Here is a 20,761-nt window from a genome sequence, read left to right as displayed (position 1 = left end):
AGGGAACATCATGCTGAGTAACGACCGCCTGCTGGTACAGATCCTCCTGCTGGGATTGCTTGGGGCTGGCCTGTGGGTCATGGCGCCATTTTTCTCTGCGTTGCTCTGGGGGGCGATCCTGGCGTATGCCAGCTGGCCGTTGATGCGCCTGTTGACGCGGCTGCTGGGGGACCGAGAGACCCTGGCAGCGGCGTTCCTGACCTCGCTGTGGATTTTACTGGTGGCCTTGCCGCTGGTCTGGCTGGGGTTCAACCTGGTGGACCACGTTCGCGATGCTACGGCGTTCATTCGAGACGTACAGGTTGACGGCCTGCCTGATGCGCCGAGCTGGTTGGGCAGTATTCCATTGATCGGCGGACGCCTGGTGGGTGTCTGGGTCGCTGTCGACCAGCAGGGTGTGGCCATGCTGGCCAATCTCAAGCCGTACTTCGGTCAGGTCGGGAACTGGCTGCTGGCGCGCAGTGCCCAGATTGGCAGCGGTATGCTCGAAATTGCCCTGAGCCTGGTGTTCGTGTTCTTTTTCTACCGTGACGGGCCGCGTCTTGCGGCGTTTGTCTTGAGCTTGCTGGGCCGCCTGATCGGTGAGCGTGCCGGCTACTACCTCGACCTGATTGCCGGCACCGTGCAGCGTGTGGTCAATGGTGTGATCGGCACGGCGGCGGCCCAGGCGTTGCTGGCATTGATCGGATTCTTGATTGCAGGCGTACCGGGTGCGCTGGTGTTGGGCATCATTACCTTCATGCTCAGCCTTATCCCCATGGGCCCACCACTGGCCTGGATACCCGCCACCGCGTGGCTGGTCTGGAAGGGGGAATACGGTATGGCGGTGTTCCTGGGCATGTGGGGCACGTTCATCATCAGTGGCGTCGACAACGTGCTCAAACCCTATCTGATCAGCCGTGGCGGTGACCTGCCGCTGGTGATTGTCCTGCTCGGTGTGTTTGGCGGTCTGTTGGCGTTCGGTTTCATCGGCCTGTTCATTGGCCCAACCCTGCTTGCGGTGGCCTACAGCCTGCTGCTGGACTGGGTGCACAGCAAGCCGGACCAGCCGCGCGCCTGACCCGCTGCAGCACCGCCGGTGATCTTTACGCACTCTTTATGCCTTCATCGGGCACTCGCTCTCGTTCCTTTACAGCCTCTCTTCCGACAATGACCGTCAGCGGCACTGTGCTGCGAGACGGAGAGTTGTGATGAGCATTCTGGACGGGGTGTCACTGCTGCTGGCAGTGGCGTTGTGGGTTTATCTGATGGCCGCGCTGTTGCGCGCGGACAGGGGCTAGGAGTGGCCATGCACAGTTACGATTACGCGTTGCTGTTGGCATTTTTCGCCATCGTCTTGTTGCCGGCACCTTGGCTGGGCCGTTTCTATTACAAGGTGATGGAAGGGCAGCGTACCTGGCTGACGCCGATTCTGGGGCCAGTGGAGCGGGGTTGTTATCGCATCGCAGGTGTCGATCCGGGCCGCGAGCAGAGCTGGCAGAAGTACGCGCTGGCCTTGCTGGCGTTCAACCTGGCTGGTTTCCTGATGGTGTTCGGTGTACTGCTGCTGCAAGGTTACCTGCCGCTCAACCCGCAGCATTTGCCGGGACAAGAGTGGTCGTTGGCATTCAACACTGCAGTCAGTTTCATGACCAACACCAACTGGCAGTCCTACAGCGGTGAGGCGTCAGTCAGCTACCTGAGCCAGATGCTTGGCATGACCGTGCAGAACTTTGTCAGTGCCGCGACGGGCCTTGCCGTGCTGGTCGCGCTGTGCCGTGGCATTGCCCGACGCTCGGCGAGCACGGTGGGTAATTTCTGGGTCGACATGACCCGTGCAACCCTCTATGGCTTGCTGCCGCTGTGCCTGGTACTGGCGTTGTTGCTGGTTTGGCAGGGCGTGCCGCAAACCTTCAGCGACTACGTCAAAGCGCTCACCCTGCAAGGCGTCGACCAGCTTATTCCGCTGGGGCCGGCCGCCAGCCAGATTGCAATCAAGCAACTGGGTACCAACGGCGGCGGCTTCTTCGGGGTCAACTCGGCGCATCCATTCGAGAACCCGAGTGCCTGGAGCAACCTCTTCGAGGTGTCTTCAATCATCCTCATCCCGGTGGCCCTGGTGTTCACCTTTGGCCATTACGTCAAAGACCTGCGCCAGAGCCGGGCGATCATCGCCTGCATGCTGGCGCTGTTCCTGATCGGTGGGTCGACTGCGCTGTGGTCCGAGTACCAGGCCAACCCGGCATTGAGCAACCCTCAGGTCGAACAGACGGCACCGCTTGAAGGCAAGGAAAGCCGCTTTGGCACCACCGGTAGCGTGCTGTGGACGGTCACCACGACAGCGGCGTCCAATGGCTCAGTGAACAACATGCACGACAGCCTCAACCCGATCAGTGGCATGGTGGCGATGGTCAACATGATGGTGGGCGAGGTGATTTTTGGCGGTGTGGGTGCCGGGCTCTACGGCATGCTGCTGAACGTGTTGATCGCTGTGTTTCTGGCGGGCCTGATGATTGGCCGCACACCGGAGTACCTGGGCAAGAAACTGCAGGCGCGTGAAGTGCAATTGCTGGTAGCAACCTTGCTGGTGATGCCACTCGGGGTACTGGTGCTGGGTGCGCTGGCAACCAGCTTGCCTGGCCCTGCAGGCGCGGTGAGCAACCCGGGTGCTCATGGCTTCAGCCAACTGCTGTATGCCTACACCTCGGCCAGTGCCAACAACGGTTCTGCCTTCGCTGGGCTGGGTGCGAATACCACGTTCCACAACGTGATGCTCGGCCTGGGCATGCTGATTGGCCGCTTTGGCTACATTCTCCCGGTACTGGCCCTGGCCGGCAGCCTGGCGCTCAAGAAAACCGCGCCGGTAGGGCAGAACAGCTTTCCGACCCATGGTCCGCTGTTTGTCACCTTGCTGTTGGTCACCATCCTGTTGATCGGTGGCCTGACCTTCCTGCCGGCCCTGGCCTTGGGCCCGGTCGCTGAACACCTGAGCCTGGGCTTCTAAGGAGCGAATCATGAACATGCCGATTCCTGATGTGAATGCGGTGCCGGCCGAACAGGCTCGGACGACTTTTGCTGCGCTGTGGCGGCCAGCCCTGGTGCAGGCGTTCGTCAAACTTGATCCGCGCCAGTTGAAACGTGCGCCGGTGATGCTGGTGGTCGAGCTGACGGCGGTTTTCACCACCGTGCTCTGCCTGTTGCCCGACAGCGCTGTGCCGACCCATGTGGCGCTGCAAATCGCCCTGTGGCTGTGGTTCACCGTGCTTTTCGCCAACTTTGCCGAAGCGTTGGCCGAGGGACGTGGCAAAGCGCGCGCCGACAGCCTCAAGGCGGGTAGCCAGGGCCTCAGTTGCCGGCGTCGTAACGCCGCTGGCAGCTATGAAGTGATACCGGCCACGGCGCTGCGAAAGGGTGATGTGGTCAAGGTGCTGGCCGGTGAGATGATCCCTGGTGACGGCGAGGTGCTTGAAGGTATCGCCGCTGTCAACGAAGCAGCCATTACCGGTGAGTCTGCGCCGGTGATTCGTGAGTCGGGCGGCGACCGCTCGGCAGTTACCGGCAACACCCGGCTGGTCTCTGACTGGTTGTTGATCAAGATCACCAGCAACCCCGGTGAGTCGACCCTGGACCGAATGATTGCCTTGGTCGAAGGTGCCAAACGGCAGAAGACGCCCAACGAGATCGCGCTGGACATCCTGCTGATCGGCTTGACCCTGATCTTCCTGGTGGTCGTGGTGACCCTGCAGCCGTTCGCCTATTTTGCCGGCGGTGCGATTCCGTTGGTGTTCCTGGTGGCGCTGCTGGTGACCCTGATCCCGACCACCATTGGCGGCTTGCTCTCGGCCATCGGTATCGCCGGCATGGATCGCCTGGTGCGGCTGAACGTGATTGCCCGCTCCGGGCGTGCAGTGGAGGCCGCCGGTGATGTGCATGTGTTGATGCTCGACAAGACCGGCACCATCACCTTCGGCAACCGTCGTTGCAGTGCCCTGCATGCCGCGCCAGGGGTGAGCGCTCGTGAACTGGGCGAAGGCGCCTTGCTCGCTTCGTTGGCCGATGACACCGCTGAAGGTAAATCGATCGTCGAATACCTGCGGCAGTTGCACGACTTCAGCGAGCCGCAAGCCAACGCGATGACCGTGGTGCCGTTCAGCGCCGAGACACGCTTGTCGGGGGTTGATTACCAGCAACGCCGTTACCGCAAGGGTGCAGTGGACTCGGTGCTGGCGTTCGTCGGTATGCAGCGTCTGGAGATGCCTGTTGCGCTGTCCAAGGAAGTCGACAAGATCGCCCAGAGCGGCGGCACGCCGCTTCTGGTTTGCATGGACAAGCGTCTGCTCGGCGTCATCCACCTCAAGGATGTGGTGAAGCCAGGTATTCGTGAGCGTTTCGCCGAGCTGCGCCAGTTGGGCATCCGCACGGTGATGGTCACGGGCGATAACCCCCTGACCGCTGCAGCAATCGCTGCTGAAGCCGGGGTGGATGATGTACTGGCTGAAGCCACACCAGAGAAAAAGCTGGCGCGCATTCGTCAGGAGCAGAATGACGGGCGCCTGGTCGCCATGTGTGGCGACGGTGCCAACGACGCACCGGCACTGGCACAGGCAGATGTTGGCATGGCCATGAATGACGGCACCCAGGCCGCGCGCGAAGCCGCCAACATGGTCGACCTGGACAGTGACCCGACCAAGCTGCTGGATGTGGTGCAGGTGGGCAAGGAGCTGCTGGTCACCCGTGGGGCGTTGACCACCTTCTCGATTGCCAACGATGTGGCCAAGTACTTCGCCATTCTTCCGGCCCTGTTTGCTGCCATCTATCCGCAGTTGGGGGTGCTGAACCTGATGCAACTGGCCAGCCCACAGAGCGCAATCCTGTCGGCGATTGTCTTCAACGCCTTGATCATTGTCGTGCTGATCCCGCTGGCCCTGCGAGGGGTGCGGGTGAAGGCTGCCAGTGCCGCTCACTTGTTGCGTCGCAACCTGCTGATTTATGGGCTGGGCGGACTGATCGTGCCGTTTGCCGGGATCAAGTTGATCGACCTGCTGCTCAATGCGTTGCAACTGGTCTGAACCGAGGAATTGAACATGACTACGCTAGTACGTCCGGCCTTGAGCCTGATGCTGTTGATGACGCTGATCACCGGCGCGGTTTACCCACTGGTGGTCACCGGTGTCGCCCAGGTGGTTTTCCCCGAGCAGGCCAATGGCAGTTTGCTGCGCGACGATCAGGGGCAGGTGCGCGGTTCATTGCAGATTGCCCAGGCGTTCCAGGGTGATGCCTGGTTCCAGTCACGGCCTTCGGCGGCGGATTACGCCACCGTGGCCAGTGGCGCCAGCAACCTGGCGCCGAGCAACCCGGCACTGGCTACTCGTGTGAGCGAGGCGGCTGCACGTGTCTTCACGGCACAGCAGGGGCCCGTGCCCCTGGCATTGCTGACCACCTCCGGTAGCGGCCTGGACCCGCACCTGCCGCCGGCGGCAGTGGCTTATCAAGTGCCTAAGGTGGCAGCGGCGCGGCAGGTTTCGGTGCAGGCCTTGCAAGGTCTGGTCGAGCAGTTCACCCTGCAGCCGCTGGTTGGCCCGCCGGTGGTCAATATCCTGGCCCTCAATATGGCGCTGGACCGACTGGCACCTGCGTCGAAATAAGGACAAGCCGTAACCATGAGTGATTCCGAACGCGCCGATGCGTTGTTGGCCGAACTGCCGCGTGACGGTCGTGGCCGACTGAAGGTGTTCCTGGGGGCTGCACCCGGGGTGGGTAAGACCTATGCAATGTTGCAAGCCGCACACGCCCAGCTGCGTCATGGGGTCAAGGTGGTGGCGGCGGTGGTCGAAACCCATGGTCGTGCCGAAACTGAAGCGTTGCTTGGCGGGTTGCCCCAGCAGCCGCGTGTGCGCTCGGAATACCGTGGTGTAGTGCTTGAGGAAATGGACCTGGACGGCCTGCTCAAGGCCGCTCCGCAACTGGTGCTGGTGGATGAGCTGGCCCACAGCAATGCGCCGGGCAGTCGTCACGCCAAGCGCTGGCAGGATGTGCAGGAGTTGTTGGCGGCCGGCATCGACGTCTACACCACGGTCAACGTGCAGCATCTGGAAAGCTTGAATGACCACGTGCGTGGCATCACTGGTGTACAGGTGCGCGAGACGCTGCCGGACTGGGTACTGCAAGAAGCCTTTGAACTGGTACTGATCGACCTGCCGCCGCGTGAGCTGCTGGAGCGCTTGCGCGAGGGCAAGGTGTATGTGCCGGAGCAGGCCCGCGCGGCCATCGATGCCTTCTTCACCCAGACCAACCTTACCGCGTTGCGCGAGCTGGCCATGCAGACGGCTGCCGCCCAGGTCGATGCCGATCTGGCACACGGTTACCGCAAACTGGGGCAGGATGCGCCGGCGTTGCGTGGGCGGTTGTTGGTCGGTGTCGATGGCGATGCGCAGGCTGAGCGGCTGGTGCGTCATGCCAGTCGCGTTGCGCAGCGTCGGCACCTGCCCTGGAGCCTGGTGCATGTCGACAATGGCCGCTTGCGCGATGAAACAGCCCGTCAGCGTCTGCAGGCTGCTCAGCGGTTGGCCGAGCGCCTGGGGGGCGAGGTGGTGGTGCTGCGCGCCGGCGAGGTGGCCAATGCCTTGATCCAGCATGCGGCCGAGCGCCGGGCCAGCCTGGTGCTGGTCGGGCAGTCGCGTGATCGGCTGCGCCGTCGCCTGTTTGGTGCCGGGGTGGCTGCACGGCTGTTGCGCGAAGCCCATGGCCTGGAAGTCAACGTGCTCAACCGGGATACCCAGCCCGAACCTGTGCGGTTGCCTGTGCGGGGGGAGTGGGTCTGGCGGCATTACCTGTTGGCGCTACTGGCCACGGTGTTGGCGAGCGGCCTGGCCTGGGCGGTCGCCAGTGTATTGGCGTTGCCGAACATCTCGTTGGTGTTTCTTGCCGCCGTGCTGCTGGTGGCAGTACGCAGCAGCCTGGGGCCTGCGCTGGCCTGCGCCGTGCTGTCGTTTCTGAGCTATGACTTCTTGTTCATCCCGCCGACATTCTCCTTCAGCATCCAACGTGAAGAGGATGTCCTGACCTCATTGTTTTTCCTGTTGATGGCGGCCTTGACCGGCAACCTGGCTGCCCGTCAGCGTCGGCAGCTACAGGCGCTGCGTGAGACCCAGGAACAGACCAACCAGTTGCTCGGCCTGTCGCGTAAATTGACGGCAGCGACTGATCGCCAAGCGGTGTTCACTGCTGCCGGTCAGTACCTGGACAGCCCGCACGATTTGCAGGTGTGCCTGCTCGATCGTGATGCCGAAGGCGCCCTGCGGGTGGCCAGCGGAGGTGCATTGCAGTTCAGCGACAATGAACGTGCCGCTGCCGATTGGGCCTGGCAGCACGATCAGGCTGCCGGGCTTGGCAGCGACACCTTGCCCAATGGGCGTTGGTGGTGGTGGCCGTTGTCTGCAGAGGAGGGGCCGTTGGCCTTGCTCGGCGTACGTCCACGTGAGGGGTATACGCTGACGCCGCAGCGACGACGTATGCTCAAGGCCCTGAGCCAGCCACTGGCGCAGGCGCTGGCGCGTGCTCGCTTGGCCGATGAGCTGGAAGCGGCGCGTCTGCACGGTGAGACCGAGCAGCTGCGCAGCGCCTTGCTTGCCTCGGTCTCCCACGACCTGCGTACCCCGCTCACCGCCATGCGAGGCAGCATCGACAGCTTGCTGGCACTGGGCGAGGCCATCCCTCTGGAAGATCGTCGTGAGTTGCTTGAAGGCACCCGCGACGAAGCCGAGCGGCTGGACCGTTACATCCAGAACCTGTTGGACATGACCCGGCTGGGCCACGGTGGGCTGACGCTGGCCCGCGATTGGGTCGCTCCGGCAGACATCGTCGGCAGTGCCTTGAACCGCCTGCGCGTGGTGCTGGCGCCGTTTCAGTTGCGTGCTGAAGTTCCGCCGGACCTGCCCTTGTTGTACGTTCATGCGGCACTGATCGAACAGGCGCTGATCAACGTACTGGAAAACGCCGCACGCTTTTCACCCCCTCACGGGCGACTCGAACTGTGTGTAACGGTCGAGGAAAAGATGCTGTGTTTTGCTGTCAGCGACCAAGGCCCCGGTATTCCACCGAATGAACGTGAACGGATTTTCGACATGTTCTATACCGCCGCCCGGGGGGATCGTGGCGGGCAGGGCACCGGCCTTGGCCTGGCGATCTGCCAGGGCATGATCGGCGCCCACGGTGGGCATATAAGGGTTGCCGAGGGCATTGATGGCCAGGGCACCTGTATCACTCTATGCTTGCCGCTCCCGGCCCAACCTGAACTGGACAGCGACACGCCATGACCCAGACCGCGACCTTGCTGGTCATCGACGACGAACCACAGATTCGTAAATTTCTGCGCATCAGTCTCAGCTCCCAAGGCTACAAGGTAGTGGAGGCTGCGACGGGTAGCGAAGGGCTGAGCCAGGCGGCATTGACCCGCCCGGACCTGGTGGTACTTGACCTCGGTCTGCCGGACATGGATGGGCAGCACGTGCTGCGCGAGTTGCGCGAATGGAGCCAGGTGCCGGTGCTGGTGTTGTCGGTACGGGCCAGCGAAGTGCAGAAGGTCGAGGCGCTGGATGCGGGTGCCAATGACTATGTCACCAAACCCTTTGGTATCCAGGAGTTCCTGGCGCGGGTTCGCGCGCTGCTGCGTCAGGTGCCACGGTCGGTAGCCCAGGAATCGGCGCCTTGTTTCGGGCCGTTGACCGTTGACCTCGCGTTTCGTCGGGTGACCCTCGACGGTGTAGAAGTGGCATTGACGCGTAAGGAGTATGCGCTGTTGGCGCAGTTGGCCAGCCATCCGGGGCGGGTGATTACCCAGCAGCAACTGCTCAAGGACATCTGGGGACCAACCCACGTCGATGACAGCCACTACCTGCGGATCGTGGTTGCTCATGTACGGCAGAAGCTGGGTGACGACCCCACCTCGCCGCGGTTTATCGTGACAGAGCCCGGCGTGGGCTATCGATTGATTGGTCCAGACGGGATATGAGCGCCTGGGTTTTGTAGGTGCCAGCCGCGCTTAGCGCCGCTCCCCTTCATAGTTGTCCAGGGTATCGCTGGCGATCTGCCGTCCCAGCGCAATCAGCTCCGGTGCCTTGTAGAACTCGAAGAAGCGGCAGACCCGTTTCGGAACGTTGATCAGTACATCCGGCGGGTAACCGGCGATTTTGTATTGCGCCAACGACGTCTGCATCACCTCGAAGCTCTGGTTGATCAGGTCCAGCAGCGATGCGGGCCCAACGTTATCGATGATGAAGGAGCCGCTGGCGGATTTCGGTGCGCCATCGATTTCTGGAGCGGCTGCCGGTTGCTGCGCTTCAGGGTCGGCGGCTTCGCTGAGCCAAGGGTTGGGGGCTGGTGTGATCGGGCTGATTTCCTGATCCAGTTGCATCAGGTGCTCGGCCTGTTTACGCCGAAATGGCAGGTGCGAACCCAGCGAACTGATCAGGTGGTCAAAGCGCATTTTGAAGGCAGGGGGGCGCTCAATGATCGGTAACTGGTAGTGTTTCTGGTTGGTTGCATTGAGGTTGACCGCTATGATCAGGTCGCAGTGGCTCGACACCACGGGTATGATCGGCAACGGATTAAGGATGCCGCCGTCGACCAGCATGCGGTTGCCTTGCACGACAGGTGTGAACAAACTGGGAATTGCCGCCGAAGCACGCATCGCCTGGTGCAGGCAGCCTTCCTGAAACCAGATTTCCTGCTGGTTGGTCAGGTCAGCAGCGACGGCGGTGTAGGGGATCCGCAATTCTTCGATGTTGATCTCTCCGACGATCTTGCGGATTTGGCCGAACACCTTTTCGCCCCGAATCGCCCCGAGACGGAAGCTCACATCCACCAGACGCAGCACATCCAGGTAGTCCAGGCTTTCAATCCAGTTACGGTATTCATCGAGCTTGCCCGCTGCATAGATGCCGCCAACCACCGCGCCCATGGAGCAGCCGGCAATGCAGGCGATATCGTAACCGCGACGCTCGATTTCCTCGATGACGCCGATATGTGCATAACCTCGAGCACCACCCGACCCTAACACCAGTGCTACACGTTTACTCATGGTTGCTCCTGGGCGGCATTCGACCGTCAATGGTCTAACAATGCACCTAATCGTAGCTGTGCTTCAATCGATAGATGCGCTGCGATAGGCTGAGCGCGGCACTTTTGTACAGCTGTGCCGTCGAAGTCTCCAACTTGATTTCTTTTTGTTGAGGTATTGCTGATGAAAGCTTGGATTACCCTGCCGCTGATTGCCCTGGCCCTGAGCGGTTGTGCCGGTAAAACGGCCTATCGCGACAGTTGTGCCACCCAGCTCGACGCAGCCTGGAAAGAGCTCGACCTGGCCAAGGCCGAAGGCTTTGCCGGCACGGTAAGCTACTCTAAGGCTTTGTCACTGTTGACCGGTGCCAAGACCCAGCAACAGTTCGAGGCATTTGACGGCTGTACCAACAAAGCCGAGAAAGCCCGCTTCTATATCCGTGAATCCCGCGCTGGACGTTGACCCCCTCAGGAGTAGGATATGGCGGCAATGCTTGATCATGTAATCGTCCAGATGCTGAGCCTGCAGGTTCGCTTGATGGCCTGTCAGGCGCGCCTTGAGGCCAATACCGACAGCGAGGCGTTGCATGATTTGCGCATCAGTGTACGGCGTCTGCGTAGCCTGCTAAGACCCCTGCGGGGCTTGCCCGGGGTTGATCAGCTGGAGCATGCCGCTGGCAAACTGGGCGAGCTGACAACCCCGTTGCGCGACCGCGAGGTACTGGCCGCTCAACTGCTGGAGCGTGGTCAGTATGCTGCTGCCCAGCGGCGCCTGGAGAAAGAGGGCGAGGTGTTCGCACAGGTAGCTGTCAGTGCTGAGCTGCAGCGTGTGCAGGCGATCATTGATGCGTTTCCGATGTTTTTACGTGCCGCGCAGCGTCAGAAGCTGATTCGCCGCTTGAGCCAGCGCATCGACAAGCGTTTGCGGGGGCAATGGAAAGACGTGCATAAGGCGCTCAACGACCCTGACCATGATCGTCATCGCTTGCGCTTGTTGATCAAGCGGGTGCGCTATGGTGCCGAGGCCTATCCGCAGCTGGAGTGCCTGAGTGATCGGCTTCAGCGGCAACTCAAGGGCGTACAGGGCGATCTGGGCGACTGGCACGACCTGGTACAGTGGTTGTCACAGGCCGAACAGCAAGGCGACCTGGCGCCCTGCGTCACGCACTGGCAGAACCAGTTACGTGACGCAGAGATTCGCGCCGACCAGAGCCTGGCGAAACTGCTGGCTGACATGGAACGTCGCTAAGCCGATCAATTGCCATGGCCTGAGTCGCTTTGCCTGGCGTCAATGGCGGTGCCCTGGCGTTGCAAGGCAAGCGCGGCGAGGAGGGCGATCACTCCCACGGCCAGCACGCCCAGGTCCACATTGAACAGGCCGGCCAGCACCATCAGCGTGCCAAGGATGAACAGCGGCACGGCAATCAGGTGGAGCGCCAGTTTGGTTGGATGGTGGTGGTAGTGTCGCCATTGCCAGGCGTGCACGTTGGGTAGGCGTTTGCTCATCGCAAGGCTCCTCAGGCAGTTACGTCATACCTGAAGAATAGTTTGGCCCCCGAAGGGGGGCCAATGCGACCTCTCTATTGAGGTTATAGCTTGAGCTGGCCGATGGCTTTGCTCAATTCGCCGGCCAGGGTCGCCAGTTCGCTACTGGTGGTGGCCGAGTCGACGGTCTGCTGCACGGTTTCTTCGGTCACGTCGCGAATACTGACCACCGCGCGGTTCATTTCTTCGGCCACCTGGCTTTGCTGTTCAGCCGCGACAGCAATCTGGGTGTTGCTTTCACGCATCTGTGCCACGGCACTGGTGATTTCGGCCAGGGCTTCACCGGCTTCTTGCGCTTGCTTGACGCAATCGTCGGCCTTGTACGAGCTTTCCTGCATGAAATCCACGGCATCGCGGGTGCCGGCCTGCAAGGCGGCGACCATGGTGGTGATCTCGTCGGTGGAGGTTTGTACGCGCTTTGCCAGATTGCGCACTTCGTCGGCGACCACCGCGAAGCCACGGCCCAGGTCGCCAGCACGTGCGGCCTCAATGGCCGCGTTGAGGGCCAGCAGGTTGGTTTGTTCGGCGATGCTGTGGATCACGCTCACCACACCGTTGATCTTCTGGCTGTCTTCGGCAAGCTGGTGGATCATCTCAGCGGTCTGCTGCACGCCACTGGACAGCCCGGCGATTGAGGTTTGTACCCGGCTGACCACTTCCTGGCCGCTGCCTGCGAGGGTGTCGGCAGTCTGCGACAGGTCGCGTGTGGCGCCGGCATGCTGAGCGATGTGGTACACGGTGGCGGACATCTCGTTGATCGCTGTCGCGGCCTGGTCGGTTTCACTTTGCTGGCCGAGCATGCCGTGGCGTACCTCGCTCATGCTCGTGGCCAGGCGTGCGGCGCCGGAGTCAAGCTGCGCTGCCGTGCGCGCGACGGTGTTGACGACACGGTGGTAGGTGGTCTGCATGGCGTTGAATGCCGAAGCCATCTGCCCGACCTCGTCACCGCAGGCCAGGGGTACCCGGGCCGAAAGATCACCGGTTTTCTCCACGTGGAGCATCACGTCCTTGAGTGTGTTGAGCTGGCTTAGCAGGAACCGGATCAGCAGTTGCGAGGCGCAGAGCATGGCCAGCATCAGGATCAGTACGCACACGGCATAGTTGGCGAAGCGGTCGCTGAACACTTGAATCAGACTCGGGGCCTGGGCCAGCACGGCGACCTGTTGACCGTCGCGGCTGATGACCTGGGCGCCAATCAGTGGGTTGTCACCCAGCACTGGGAAACGGTTCAGCTCGACCCAGCCTTGTGCAGCGCTCAGGGCGGGTAGGGCTTCACCATTGAAGCTCGGGGTTTGCCCGGCACTGATGCTCAGATAACGATGGTCCTGGGGCAAAGGCTGACCGGCAGGCCAGGTGGCCAGCAGGCGAGCCTCCACCTGAGCCTTGTTCTGGGCTTCCTCGGCCCGGGCCTGTTGTTCCAGATGCACGGCATACAGCACCAGAAACAATGTTGTGACGAAGGCGACAGCGTTGACGGCCCAGAATTTGTACTTCAGGGAGATATTGCTAAGCCAGGCACCCATGGTAGGTCTTCTCTGATTGAGCGGAAATATTTTTGGCAAGGTGCCATCATTTTGCCTTCGCTTTTACGGGTAAGTCTTGATATGCGTCAAGCAATCTCTGGCAGGTTGAAGAAGGCCCGGGCGCAGTCGGTGGTATGGGCGGCCAATTGCTCCGGGGTTTCGCCGCGATGACGCGCCACTTCATTGAGCACTTCGGGCAGAAAGGCCGGCTCGTTGCGACCGCTCTTCGGCTTGGGCCGCAGGCTGCGCGGTAGCAGGTACGGGGCATCGCTTTCCAGCATCAGTCGCCCGCGGGGAATGCTGCTCATCAGTGGATGGAGGTGGGTGCCTCGGCGCTCGTCACAGATCCAGCCGGTGATCCCGATATGCAGGTCTAGGTCAAGGTAGCCGAACAGCGCGGTGCGCTCACCGGTGAAGCAATGCACCACGGCGGCAGGCAGGCGATCGCGGAAATCCTTGAGGATCTGCAGCAGACGCTCGCTGGCATCGCGTTCGTGCAGGAACACGGGCATCTGTAGCTCAACTGCCAGGCTCAGGTGTTCCTCCAGGACTTTTTCCTGTTGTGGGCGCGGAGAGAAGTCGCGGTTGAAGTCCAGCCCGCATTCACCCACGGCACGTACCCGTGGTTGCTCCAGCAGTGCGCGCAGTTGCCGTGCACTGTCTGTTGTCCAACTGCTGGCGTCGTGTGGGTGGATACCGGCGGTACTGAACAAGCGCAGGCCCGGTTCATCAAGTTGCTGGCACAGCTCCAGTGCCTGTTCGCTACCCGCCAGGCTGGTACCTGTCACCAGCATCTGACATACACCGGCGGCTTGGGCACGCTCAAGCAATGCCGCCTGCTGGCCGGCAAAGCTCGGGTTGGTCAGGTTGACGCCGATGTCGATGAGTTGCATGGTCCTACCTCGGGGTATTGGCTTTATATGCCTGAAAAATGCTGAAAAATAACAACAAATCAAAGATTTTCAACAATGCCTGATCGTGTTCTGCGCGGATCCCTGTTGGCTTGCCGACGATGCAGCTGTCTTGAACGCCTTGGCACCCCGCCGATGCCACAGCAGGCATGCCTGCTTCATAGGTTTTTTGTTTCTGAGTGTGTTGACAGCCCGCCCGCCGCTTCTCTAGGATGCTGACTTGCGCCGATTTAAACAGCTACTTGCGGGGCGCAGGACACTCCCTGATGGGTGACCGAATACCGCTAAAACGCTGGTTCGGTGACGCCTCCCACCGCAGCCCAGCGGGATCTGCGAGGCGGAGAAATACTCCATGAGTTGCCCACGTACCAGTGTTTGCCTAAGCCCTCTTCCTGCCAGCCAAGCGGCGCGTACGCCACGTATTCTGCTGGGTGGCCAGCATCAACCGACACTCCTGCGTTACCTCGATGGCTGGCCACGCCGCAAAGGCCGCGCTACGGCCTTCCTGATCCAGTTTGCCGCCCACAACGTTGCACTGAGCGGCTTCGCTAATGACCGTTTCGATTTGGCAGTGGTGCAGTCGCCCTCGGCTGAAGAGGCCGCAGAGGTCATCGGCCATTTGACCCGTATTGCTCGCCAAGGCCTGATTACCCGCGCCTGACCCGCCTTTGTCCGCGCCGTGACCTCAAGGTGCGGCGCTGGTGTTCAGGGGTAGTCGATTTCGACGATGTAAACGAGTTGCTCACCTGTGGGTGTCTGCACCTGTACTTCGGCGTCCAGCGCCTTGCCGATCAGGGCTCGGGCCAGCGGTGAGTCGATGCTGATCAGGCCCAGTTTCAGGTCCAGTTCGTCCGGGCCGACGATACGGTATCGTGACTGCTCCCCGTCCTCGTTCTCGATGGTGACCCAGGCGCCGAAATACACTTTGTTCGGGTCGCTGGGGCGCTCACTGACAACCTTCAGGTTCTCCAACCGTTTGGTCAGGAAGCGGACACGGCTGTCAATTTCGCGCAGCATTTTCTTGCCGTAGGTGTACTCCGCGTTTTCCGAACGGTCGCCTTGCGCTGCCGCCTCGCTCACGGACTGGGTGACCTGGGGGCGGCGCACGTGCCACAGTTCATGTAGCTCAGCGCGCATGCGTGCTTCGCCTTCAGGCGTGATCAGAGCGGTGCCGGCAGTGCGCGGTGGGCGATAACGACTCATGGGGCAGGGTGTCTCTTGGTGATTGCCTGGTATAGGTAGCGGTCTGTTGATATGAGCATCGCGAGTCTATCAGCCCTCGCGCAGCACGGTCAGTGGGCTGGCATTCAGCGCACGGCGCGTGCCGTATACCCCGGCGCTACCAATCAGCAAAGCGCCCAGTACCGGTAGTACCAGCAGCCAGGGATGCGGGCTCCATTTCAAGTCAAAGGCATAGTGGTACAGCAGCAGGCTGATCAGTTCAGTGCCGAGTGCGGCAAGCAGGCCGCTGGCAGCACCGAGCAAGCCGAACTCGATACGTCGGGTCTTGGTCAGCAAGCGGCGACCGGCCCCCAGTGCCCGCAGCAGTGCACCTTGGTGAATGCGTTCGTCGAGTGTCGCCTGCAGGCCGGCGAACAGCACTGCCAACCCCGCAGCCAGAACAAACAACAGCACGTACTCCACCGCCAGGGTCACCTGGCCAAGGATGCTGCGCAGTTGATTGAGCAAGGCGTCGACCTGAAGGATGGTCACCGCCGGAAAGGCGCGGGACAGGGCCACGAGTTGCGCGTCATTGCCAGGCGCCAGGTAGAAGCTGGTCAGGTAGGTGGTCGGCAGGTTTTGCAGGGTGCCGGGCTGGAAGATCATGTAGAAGTTGGGCTGGAAGCTGTCCCAGTTGACGGTGCGCAGGCTGCTGACCAGCGCCTCGCGTTCCATGCCGCCAATGCTGAACGTCAGGTGGTCACCGAGCTTGAGCTTAAGGCTGGTGGCCAGATCGGCTTCAACTGAGACACCGGGCAGGGCGTCTGCCGGGGGCGTGGCCTGCCACCACTGACCGGAAACGAGGGCGTTGCCCTGTGGCAGATCGGCTGCCCAGGTCAGGCTCAGGTCACGCTGGATGGCGCGATCGCCGGTAGAGTCCTTGCTGACGATTTGCTGCACCGCTTGGCCGTTGATGTGTGTCAGGCGGCCGGGAATCACCGGGTACAGCGGTGCTGCTTGGGCGGAGAACTCGCTCAGGCGGTGGGCGAAGTCAGCTTTGTCATCCGGCAGGATGTTCAAGGCAAAGTAGTTCGGCGCGTCTTTGGGCAACTGGTTTTGCCAGGTGTCGAGCAGTTCGCCGCGCAGCAGTGCGATCAGCGCCATGGCCAGGAGGATCAGGCCGAAGGCCAGTGACTGGCCCGCCGCGCCCAGCGGATGGCGCAGCAGTTGACCGAGGCCCAGGCGCCAGGCTAGCGGTGCGTTGGCCAGCAGGCGACGCAGGCTGCGCAAGCCAAGCAGCAACAGGCCGCCGAGCAGCAGGGCAGCGATCAGGCCGCCGCCCAGCAGGGCAAAGGTCAGTAACAGGTCCAGGCTCAGCCGCCACATGATCAGGCCCAGGGCGAACAGCGCTGCGCCATACACCAGCCAACTGCTTGGTGGGACGGGCAGCAGGTCGCGGCGCAACACGCGCAACGGCGGAACCCGGCCCAGGGCGGCAAGGGGAGGCAAGGCGAAGCCCGCCAGCGCCACCAGCCCGGTGGCAATGCCGGCCAGTGCCGGGGCAATACCGCCTGGTGGAATCTCGTTGGGCAGCAAGCCTTTGAGCAGCTGGAACAGGCCAAACTGGGCGAGCCAGCCCAGCAATGCGCCGCTGAGGGCCGCAGCGCCGCCAAGTATTGCCAGTTGCAGGCAGAACAATGAGAGTGCCTGGCGCCGCGAAAGGCCCAGGCAGCGCAGCAGGGCGCTGGCATCGAAGCGCCGGCTGGCGAAACGGCTGGCCGACAGGGCCACGGCCACGCCTGCCAGGAGCACGGCCACCAGGCTGGCCATGTTCAGGTAGCGTTCGGCCTTGCCCAGCGCACCGCCGATCTGGCGGTTGCCGTCACGTGAGTTCAGCAGTTGCTGGTGGGCGGCCAGCGCCGGTTTGATAGCCTGCTGATAAGCGCTCAGCGCAGCCGGTACGCCGCGCCACAGGTCGCGGTAGGTGACCCGGCTGCCGGGCTGAACCACGCCGGTAGCGTCAAGGTCGGCCAGGTTGATCAGTACCCTGGGGGTCAGGCTGTAGAAGTTGCCGGCGCGGTCCGGTTCGTAGGTCAGCACCCGGCTCATGCGCAGGCTCTTCATACCGACGTCAATGCTGTCGCCGATTTTCAGGTTCAGCGCTGCCAGCAGGCGTGACTCAACCCAGGCCTCCCCCGGTGCCGGACCTGTGCCGGGTGTTTCTGCGGCATAGGGCTCTGCCGCGCTGCGCAGTTCGCCGCGTAGCGGGTAGTTGTTGTCCACTGCCTTGACGCTGGAGAGCTGGATACCGCTGTCGGCAGCGATAACACTGGAAAACTCAACGACACGGGCATGTTCGAGACCTTGGTCGATACCGGCGTTGATTTGCGCTGTACTCGCCGGTGCGCTGCCTTGCAGCACCAGGTCGGCCCCCAGGAACTCGGTGGCGCGTAGCAACATGGCACCGTTCAGGCGTGCGCCGAAGTAGCCGATGGCGGTGCTGGCGGTCACCGCAATGACCAAGGCAAAGAACAGCACGCGCAGCTCGCCTGCACGGGCATCACGCAGTAACTGACGAAACGCCAGGCTCAGCAGACGGAAAAACGACAGATGTGCCATCAGGGCTCCAGGGGGGTGACCAGGTGACCGGCATCCAGGTGGATCAGGCGACGGCAGCGTTTGGCCAGGCGTTCGTCGTGGGTGACCAGTACCAGCGTAGTGCCACGTTCCTTGTTCAGTTCAAACAACAGGTCGCTAATGCGTTCGCCGGTGTGGCTATCGAGGTTGCCTGTCGGTTCATCGGCAAACAGCACGGCAGGGTCTGCGGCAAAGGCCCGGGCGATGGCCACTCGCTGCTGCTCACCCCCGGAAAGCTGGCGTGGCGAATGGCTCAGGCGCTGGCCCAGGCCAACCCGTTCCAGCAGGCTGCGAGCGTGTTCGCGGGCGTCGCGACGGCCGTCGAGCTCCAGGGGCAGCATGACGTTCTCCAGTGCACTCAGGCTGTCTAGCAACTGGAACGACTGGAAAACAAAACCGACATGTTCGGCACGCACCTGGGCGCGCCGGTCTTCGTCCAGGCTGCCAAGATCATGCCCGGCCAGGGTGACAGAGCCGGCGCTGGGCAGGTCAAGGCCGGCAAGCAGGCCGAGCAGGGTCGACTTGCCTGAACCCGAGGCGCCAACGATGGCCAGGCTGTCGCCCTGTTTCAGGTCCAGCGACAGTTCATGCAGGATAGTCAGATCGCCTTCCGCGCTGGGAACCACTTTGCTAAGGTTCTGCGCAATGAGAATGCTGGGGCCCATGGAGAATCCGATGCGAGTGTGGATATTGAGTGCCGGTCTGGCCTTGCTGTGCATGGCACAGCTTGCCACGGCGGGTACCGTGTTGATCGTCGGGGATAGTATCAGCGCGGGTTTCGGCCTGGATACCCGTCAAGGGTGGGTGTCGTTGCTGCAGGCGCGCCTGAAAACCGAGGGATTCGACAGCCAGGTGGTTAACGCGTCAATCAGTGGCGATACCAGTGCAGGGGGCCAGGCGCGCCTGCCAGCGCTGCTTGCAGAGCACAAGCCCGCGCTGGTGGTGCTTGAGTTGGGCGGCAACGATGGCCTGCGCGGGCAGTTGCCGGCGCAATTGCAACAAAACCTTGCTGCGATGATCGACAGCTCCCGCGCTGCGGGCGCCAAGGTGGTTCTGCTGGGCATGCGCTTGCCACCCAATTATGGCGTTCGCTACACCGAAGCGTTTGCCAGGGTTTATGACAATCTGGCCAAGGATAAACAGGTCCCTCTGGTGCCGTTTTTTCTCGAGGGTGTGGGCGGCGTGCCCGAGCTGATGCAGGCCGATGGGCTGCATCCGGCACAGGGAGCACAGCAGCGGCTGCTGGATAATGCCTGGCCGGTGATAAAACCGCTGCTTTGACGCTTTTCTAGTGATCGGCTTTCGGCTAATGTTGCGCCCCCGATTTGGAGCCCTCAATGCCGCGTCCCGCCTGGTCCCTGTATGCCTATCAATTGATCGAGCCCGACGAACAGCTTGATCTGTTCGCCTGCCAGGAGATCCGCGTTCATCTGGTGGCCCGTCAACTTGAGCTGGGGTGTTCGGCAGACCGTACCTTGTGCGGTACGTTGTTGCCTGCTCAGCCGCGGTGGTCCGGGGTAGAGCGTTCGATCTACCGTGACCGGCGTCTGTGTCCGCTATGTCGGGCGATTCTCGATGCCCAGCGGCGTGGCACACGGCCGGTGTGGCCGCAACTCTGACAGCATTTGCCTGTCATATGCGCACGTAACCGTTCACCCCGATGTCTCCCGGTCAGGCGGGGGCGGGTGTACAATCGCTGTCTTGCCCCTATTGAATTAGCGAAGGATTTTCCGGATGTTGTCGCGCTTTCCCGCCGTCACCCGTTGCCTGTCTATTGCCGCCGTGCTGGCGACAGGTTCCGCCACTGCCCTGGAGCTGCCTCTGCCGCCGCCCGGGGAAGACGTCGTTGGCCAGGTCCAGGTTATCAAGGCCAAGTACGAAGACACCTTCGCCGACATCGGCACTGCCAATGACCTGGGTTACCTGGAGATGGTTGCTGCCAACCCCGGTGTCGACCCATGGCTGCCGGGTGTGGGTACCGAGATTGTTCTGCCAACCCGTTACGTCCTGCCGCCAGGTCCGCGTGAGGGTATCGTGATCAACCTGGCTGAGTACCGTATGTACTACTTCCCGAAAGGGCAGAATGTGGTGCATACCTTCCCGCTGGGTATTGGTCGCGAAGGTTGGGGTTCGCCAATTGCACAGACCAAGATCACTGCCAAGACGCCAAACCCGACCTGGACGCCACCGGCTTCGATTCGGGCCGAGCACGCGGCCGATGGTGATCCTCTGCCGAGCATTGTACCGGCCGGGCCGGACAACCCACTGGGGCCGTTCAAGTTCACCCTGGGTGTACCGGGTTACCTGATTCACGGTTCCAACAAGAAGTTCGGGATTGGCATGCGTACCAGTCACGGGTGTTTCCGCATGCTCAACAACAACGTGCTGGCCCTGTCGAAGATGGTGCCGGTTGGCACTCCGGTGCGCATCATCAATGAGCCTTACAAGTTCGGCATGAGTGCGGGCAAGGTTTATCTTGAGGCGCATACGCCGCTGGATGACAAGGGCAACCCCTCGGTGGTCGACAAGCACACTGCGGTCATCAATGCCTTGCTCAAGCGTCAGGATCTGGCCAATAACCTGCGCATGAACTGGGACATGGTGCGCGATGTTGTTGCTGCTGAAGACGGCATGCCAGTGGAGATCGCTGTGCCGGGCGCAGCCACCGCGCCGATGGTTTCCAGCGTGCCGCTCGAGATCCAGTAATACGCCAGGGTGCTGCAAGGGCCTGCCATTGTGCAGGCCTTTTTTTGCGCGTGTATCTCACTGACTCATCAATAGCCTGGAGGAGTCGCCCCGCCGTTTCTATCGTTCACAGCCGATTTTGCATCCTGGCGCTGCCACTGATGGGGCGTCTGCTACCCAAGGCGTTGGTGGAGCAGGTCCTTGAACGTAAAGCTGTAAAACGGCTCTGTGGGCGCGTGCATCCAGCATGTAAAGACGCTCGCT

At 62.0% G+C, this 20,761-nt stretch carries 19 protein-coding genes and 1 pseudogene; 13 read left to right on the top strand and 7 right to left on the bottom strand.

What is annotated here, in order from left to right; all coding sequences use genetic code 11:
* Positions 1–10: 10 nt before the first annotated feature.
* From UIA24_RS17475 to UIA24_RS17445, 7 genes are all read left to right on the top strand, one after another.
* Positions 11–1,060, top strand: coding sequence for an AI-2E family transporter (locus tag UIA24_RS17475; protein ID WP_102052592.1), 1,050 nt, complete (start codon positions 11–13; stop codon positions 1,058–1,060).
* A 130-nt stretch (positions 1,061–1,190) separates the two neighbouring features.
* A complete protein-coding gene (kdpF, locus tag UIA24_RS17470; RefSeq protein WP_065759426.1) occupies positions 1,191–1,280 on the top strand; it encodes a K(+)-transporting ATPase subunit F in 90 nt (29 codons plus the stop codon).
* An 8-nt stretch (positions 1,281–1,288) separates the two neighbouring features.
* A complete protein-coding gene (gene kdpA / locus UIA24_RS17465) occupies positions 1,289–2,983 on the top strand; it encodes a potassium-transporting ATPase subunit KdpA (protein ID WP_102052591.1) in 1,695 nt (564 codons plus the stop codon).
* Between the two features lie 10 nt (positions 2,984–2,993).
* The gene (gene kdpB, locus UIA24_RS17460; RefSeq protein WP_102052590.1) at positions 2,994–5,048 is read left to right on the top strand and encodes a potassium-transporting ATPase subunit KdpB; all 2,055 of its coding nucleotides are present in this window, start codon (positions 2,994–2,996) and stop codon (positions 5,046–5,048) included.
* 15 nt (positions 5,049–5,063) lie between these two features.
* A complete protein-coding gene (kdpC, locus tag UIA24_RS17455) occupies positions 5,064–5,624 on the top strand; it encodes a potassium-transporting ATPase subunit KdpC (RefSeq protein WP_099774030.1) in 561 nt (186 codons plus the stop codon).
* A gap of 15 nt (positions 5,625–5,639) precedes the next feature.
* Positions 5,640–8,294 (top strand): sensor histidine kinase, encoded by a 2,655-nt coding sequence (locus UIA24_RS17450; protein WP_102052589.1) that lies wholly within the window; start codon positions 5,640–5,642, stop codon positions 8,292–8,294.
* On the top strand, positions 8,291–8,989 hold the full coding sequence (locus tag UIA24_RS17445; RefSeq protein ID WP_065759421.1) for a response regulator: 699 nt from the start codon (positions 8,291–8,293) through the stop codon (positions 8,987–8,989). Before UIA24_RS17450 ends, UIA24_RS17445 begins: the two co-directional genes overlap by 4 nt.
* 30 nt (positions 8,990–9,019) lie before the next feature.
* Here UIA24_RS17445 and UIA24_RS17440 read toward each other — a convergent pair whose 3' ends face one another.
* Positions 9,020–10,057 (bottom strand): patatin-like phospholipase family protein, encoded by a 1,038-nt coding sequence (locus tag UIA24_RS17440; protein WP_065759420.1) that lies wholly within the window; start codon positions 10,055–10,057, stop codon positions 9,020–9,022.
* A 162-nt stretch (positions 10,058–10,219) separates the two neighbouring features.
* On the opposite strand from UIA24_RS17440, the gene UIA24_RS17435 reads away from it, so the two are divergent.
* Positions 10,220–10,498, top strand: coding sequence for a hypothetical protein (locus UIA24_RS17435; protein ID WP_099774032.1), 279 nt, complete (start codon positions 10,220–10,222; stop codon positions 10,496–10,498).
* 18 nt (positions 10,499–10,516) lie between these two features.
* Positions 10,517–11,284, top strand: coding sequence for a CHAD domain-containing protein (locus UIA24_RS17430; RefSeq protein ID WP_102052588.1), 768 nt, complete (start codon positions 10,517–10,519; stop codon positions 11,282–11,284).
* Between the two features lie 23 nt (positions 11,285–11,307).
* Here the strand turns inward: UIA24_RS17430 and UIA24_RS17425 are convergent.
* The 3 genes and pseudogenes from UIA24_RS17425 to UIA24_RS17415 all read right to left on the bottom strand — a co-directional run.
* A pseudogene (locus UIA24_RS17425) lies at positions 11,308–11,541 on the bottom strand (terminase); the annotation flags it as partial.
* 83 nt (positions 11,542–11,624) lie between these two features.
* Positions 11,625–13,103 carry a methyl-accepting chemotaxis protein gene (locus UIA24_RS17420; protein ID WP_065759416.1) on the bottom strand — a complete coding sequence of 493 codons (1,479 nt, stop codon included), beginning with the start codon at positions 13,101–13,103 and terminating at the stop codon, positions 11,625–11,627.
* 86 nt (positions 13,104–13,189) lie between these two features.
* Complete coding sequence (locus UIA24_RS17415) at positions 13,190–13,996, bottom strand: TatD family hydrolase (RefSeq protein WP_099774034.1); 807 nt, start codon at positions 13,994–13,996, stop codon at positions 13,190–13,192.
* Between the two features lie 370 nt (positions 13,997–14,366).
* Here UIA24_RS17415 and UIA24_RS17410 point away from each other — a divergent pair, with 370 nt between their 5' ends.
* Positions 14,367–14,675 carry a hypothetical protein gene (locus UIA24_RS17410; RefSeq protein ID WP_099774035.1) on the top strand — a complete coding sequence of 103 codons (309 nt, stop codon included), beginning with the start codon at positions 14,367–14,369 and terminating at the stop codon, positions 14,673–14,675.
* Positions 14,676–14,719: 44 nt separating this feature from the next.
* Here the strand turns inward: UIA24_RS17410 and greB are convergent, their stop codons facing one another.
* From greB to UIA24_RS17395, 3 genes are all read right to left on the bottom strand, one after another.
* Positions 14,720–15,217, bottom strand: coding sequence for a transcription elongation factor GreB (gene greB / locus UIA24_RS17405; RefSeq protein ID WP_330523432.1), 498 nt, complete (start codon positions 15,215–15,217; stop codon positions 14,720–14,722).
* A gap of 69 nt (positions 15,218–15,286) precedes the next feature.
* The gene (locus tag UIA24_RS17400) at positions 15,287–17,794 is read right to left on the bottom strand and encodes an ABC transporter permease (protein ID WP_099774036.1); all 2,508 of its coding nucleotides are present in this window, start codon (positions 17,792–17,794) and stop codon (positions 15,287–15,289) included.
* Positions 17,794–18,477, bottom strand: a complete 684-nt coding sequence (locus tag UIA24_RS17395; RefSeq protein WP_099774037.1) for an ABC transporter ATP-binding protein — start codon at positions 18,475–18,477, stop codon at positions 17,794–17,796. The genes UIA24_RS17400 and UIA24_RS17395 overlap by 1 nt, the downstream gene beginning before the upstream one ends.
* A gap of 10 nt (positions 18,478–18,487) precedes the next feature.
* On the opposite strand from UIA24_RS17395, the gene UIA24_RS17390 reads away from it, so the two are divergent.
* From UIA24_RS17390 to UIA24_RS17380, 3 genes are all read left to right on the top strand, one after another.
* Positions 18,488–19,093 (top strand): arylesterase, encoded by a 606-nt coding sequence (locus UIA24_RS17390; RefSeq protein ID WP_099774038.1) that lies wholly within the window; start codon positions 18,488–18,490, stop codon positions 19,091–19,093.
* 56 nt (positions 19,094–19,149) lie between these two features.
* Positions 19,150–19,431 carry a hypothetical protein gene (locus UIA24_RS17385; protein WP_065759409.1) on the top strand — a complete coding sequence of 94 codons (282 nt, stop codon included), beginning with the start codon at positions 19,150–19,152 and terminating at the stop codon, positions 19,429–19,431.
* A 115-nt stretch (positions 19,432–19,546) separates the two neighbouring features.
* Positions 19,547–20,518, top strand: a complete 972-nt coding sequence (locus tag UIA24_RS17380) for a L,D-transpeptidase family protein (protein WP_102052584.1) — start codon at positions 19,547–19,549, stop codon at positions 20,516–20,518.
* The last annotated feature ends 243 nt before the right edge of the window (positions 20,519–20,761 follow it).

Origin of the sequence: Pseudomonas sp. AL 58, assembly GCF_036348395.1 — a bacterium.
In the GTDB taxonomy this organism is placed as follows: Bacteria; Pseudomonadota; Gammaproteobacteria; order Pseudomonadales; family Pseudomonadaceae; genus Aquipseudomonas; species Aquipseudomonas defluvii.
The sequence above is the reverse complement of the archived record's forward strand: the minus strand, read 5'-3'. Positions and strand labels throughout refer to the sequence as shown.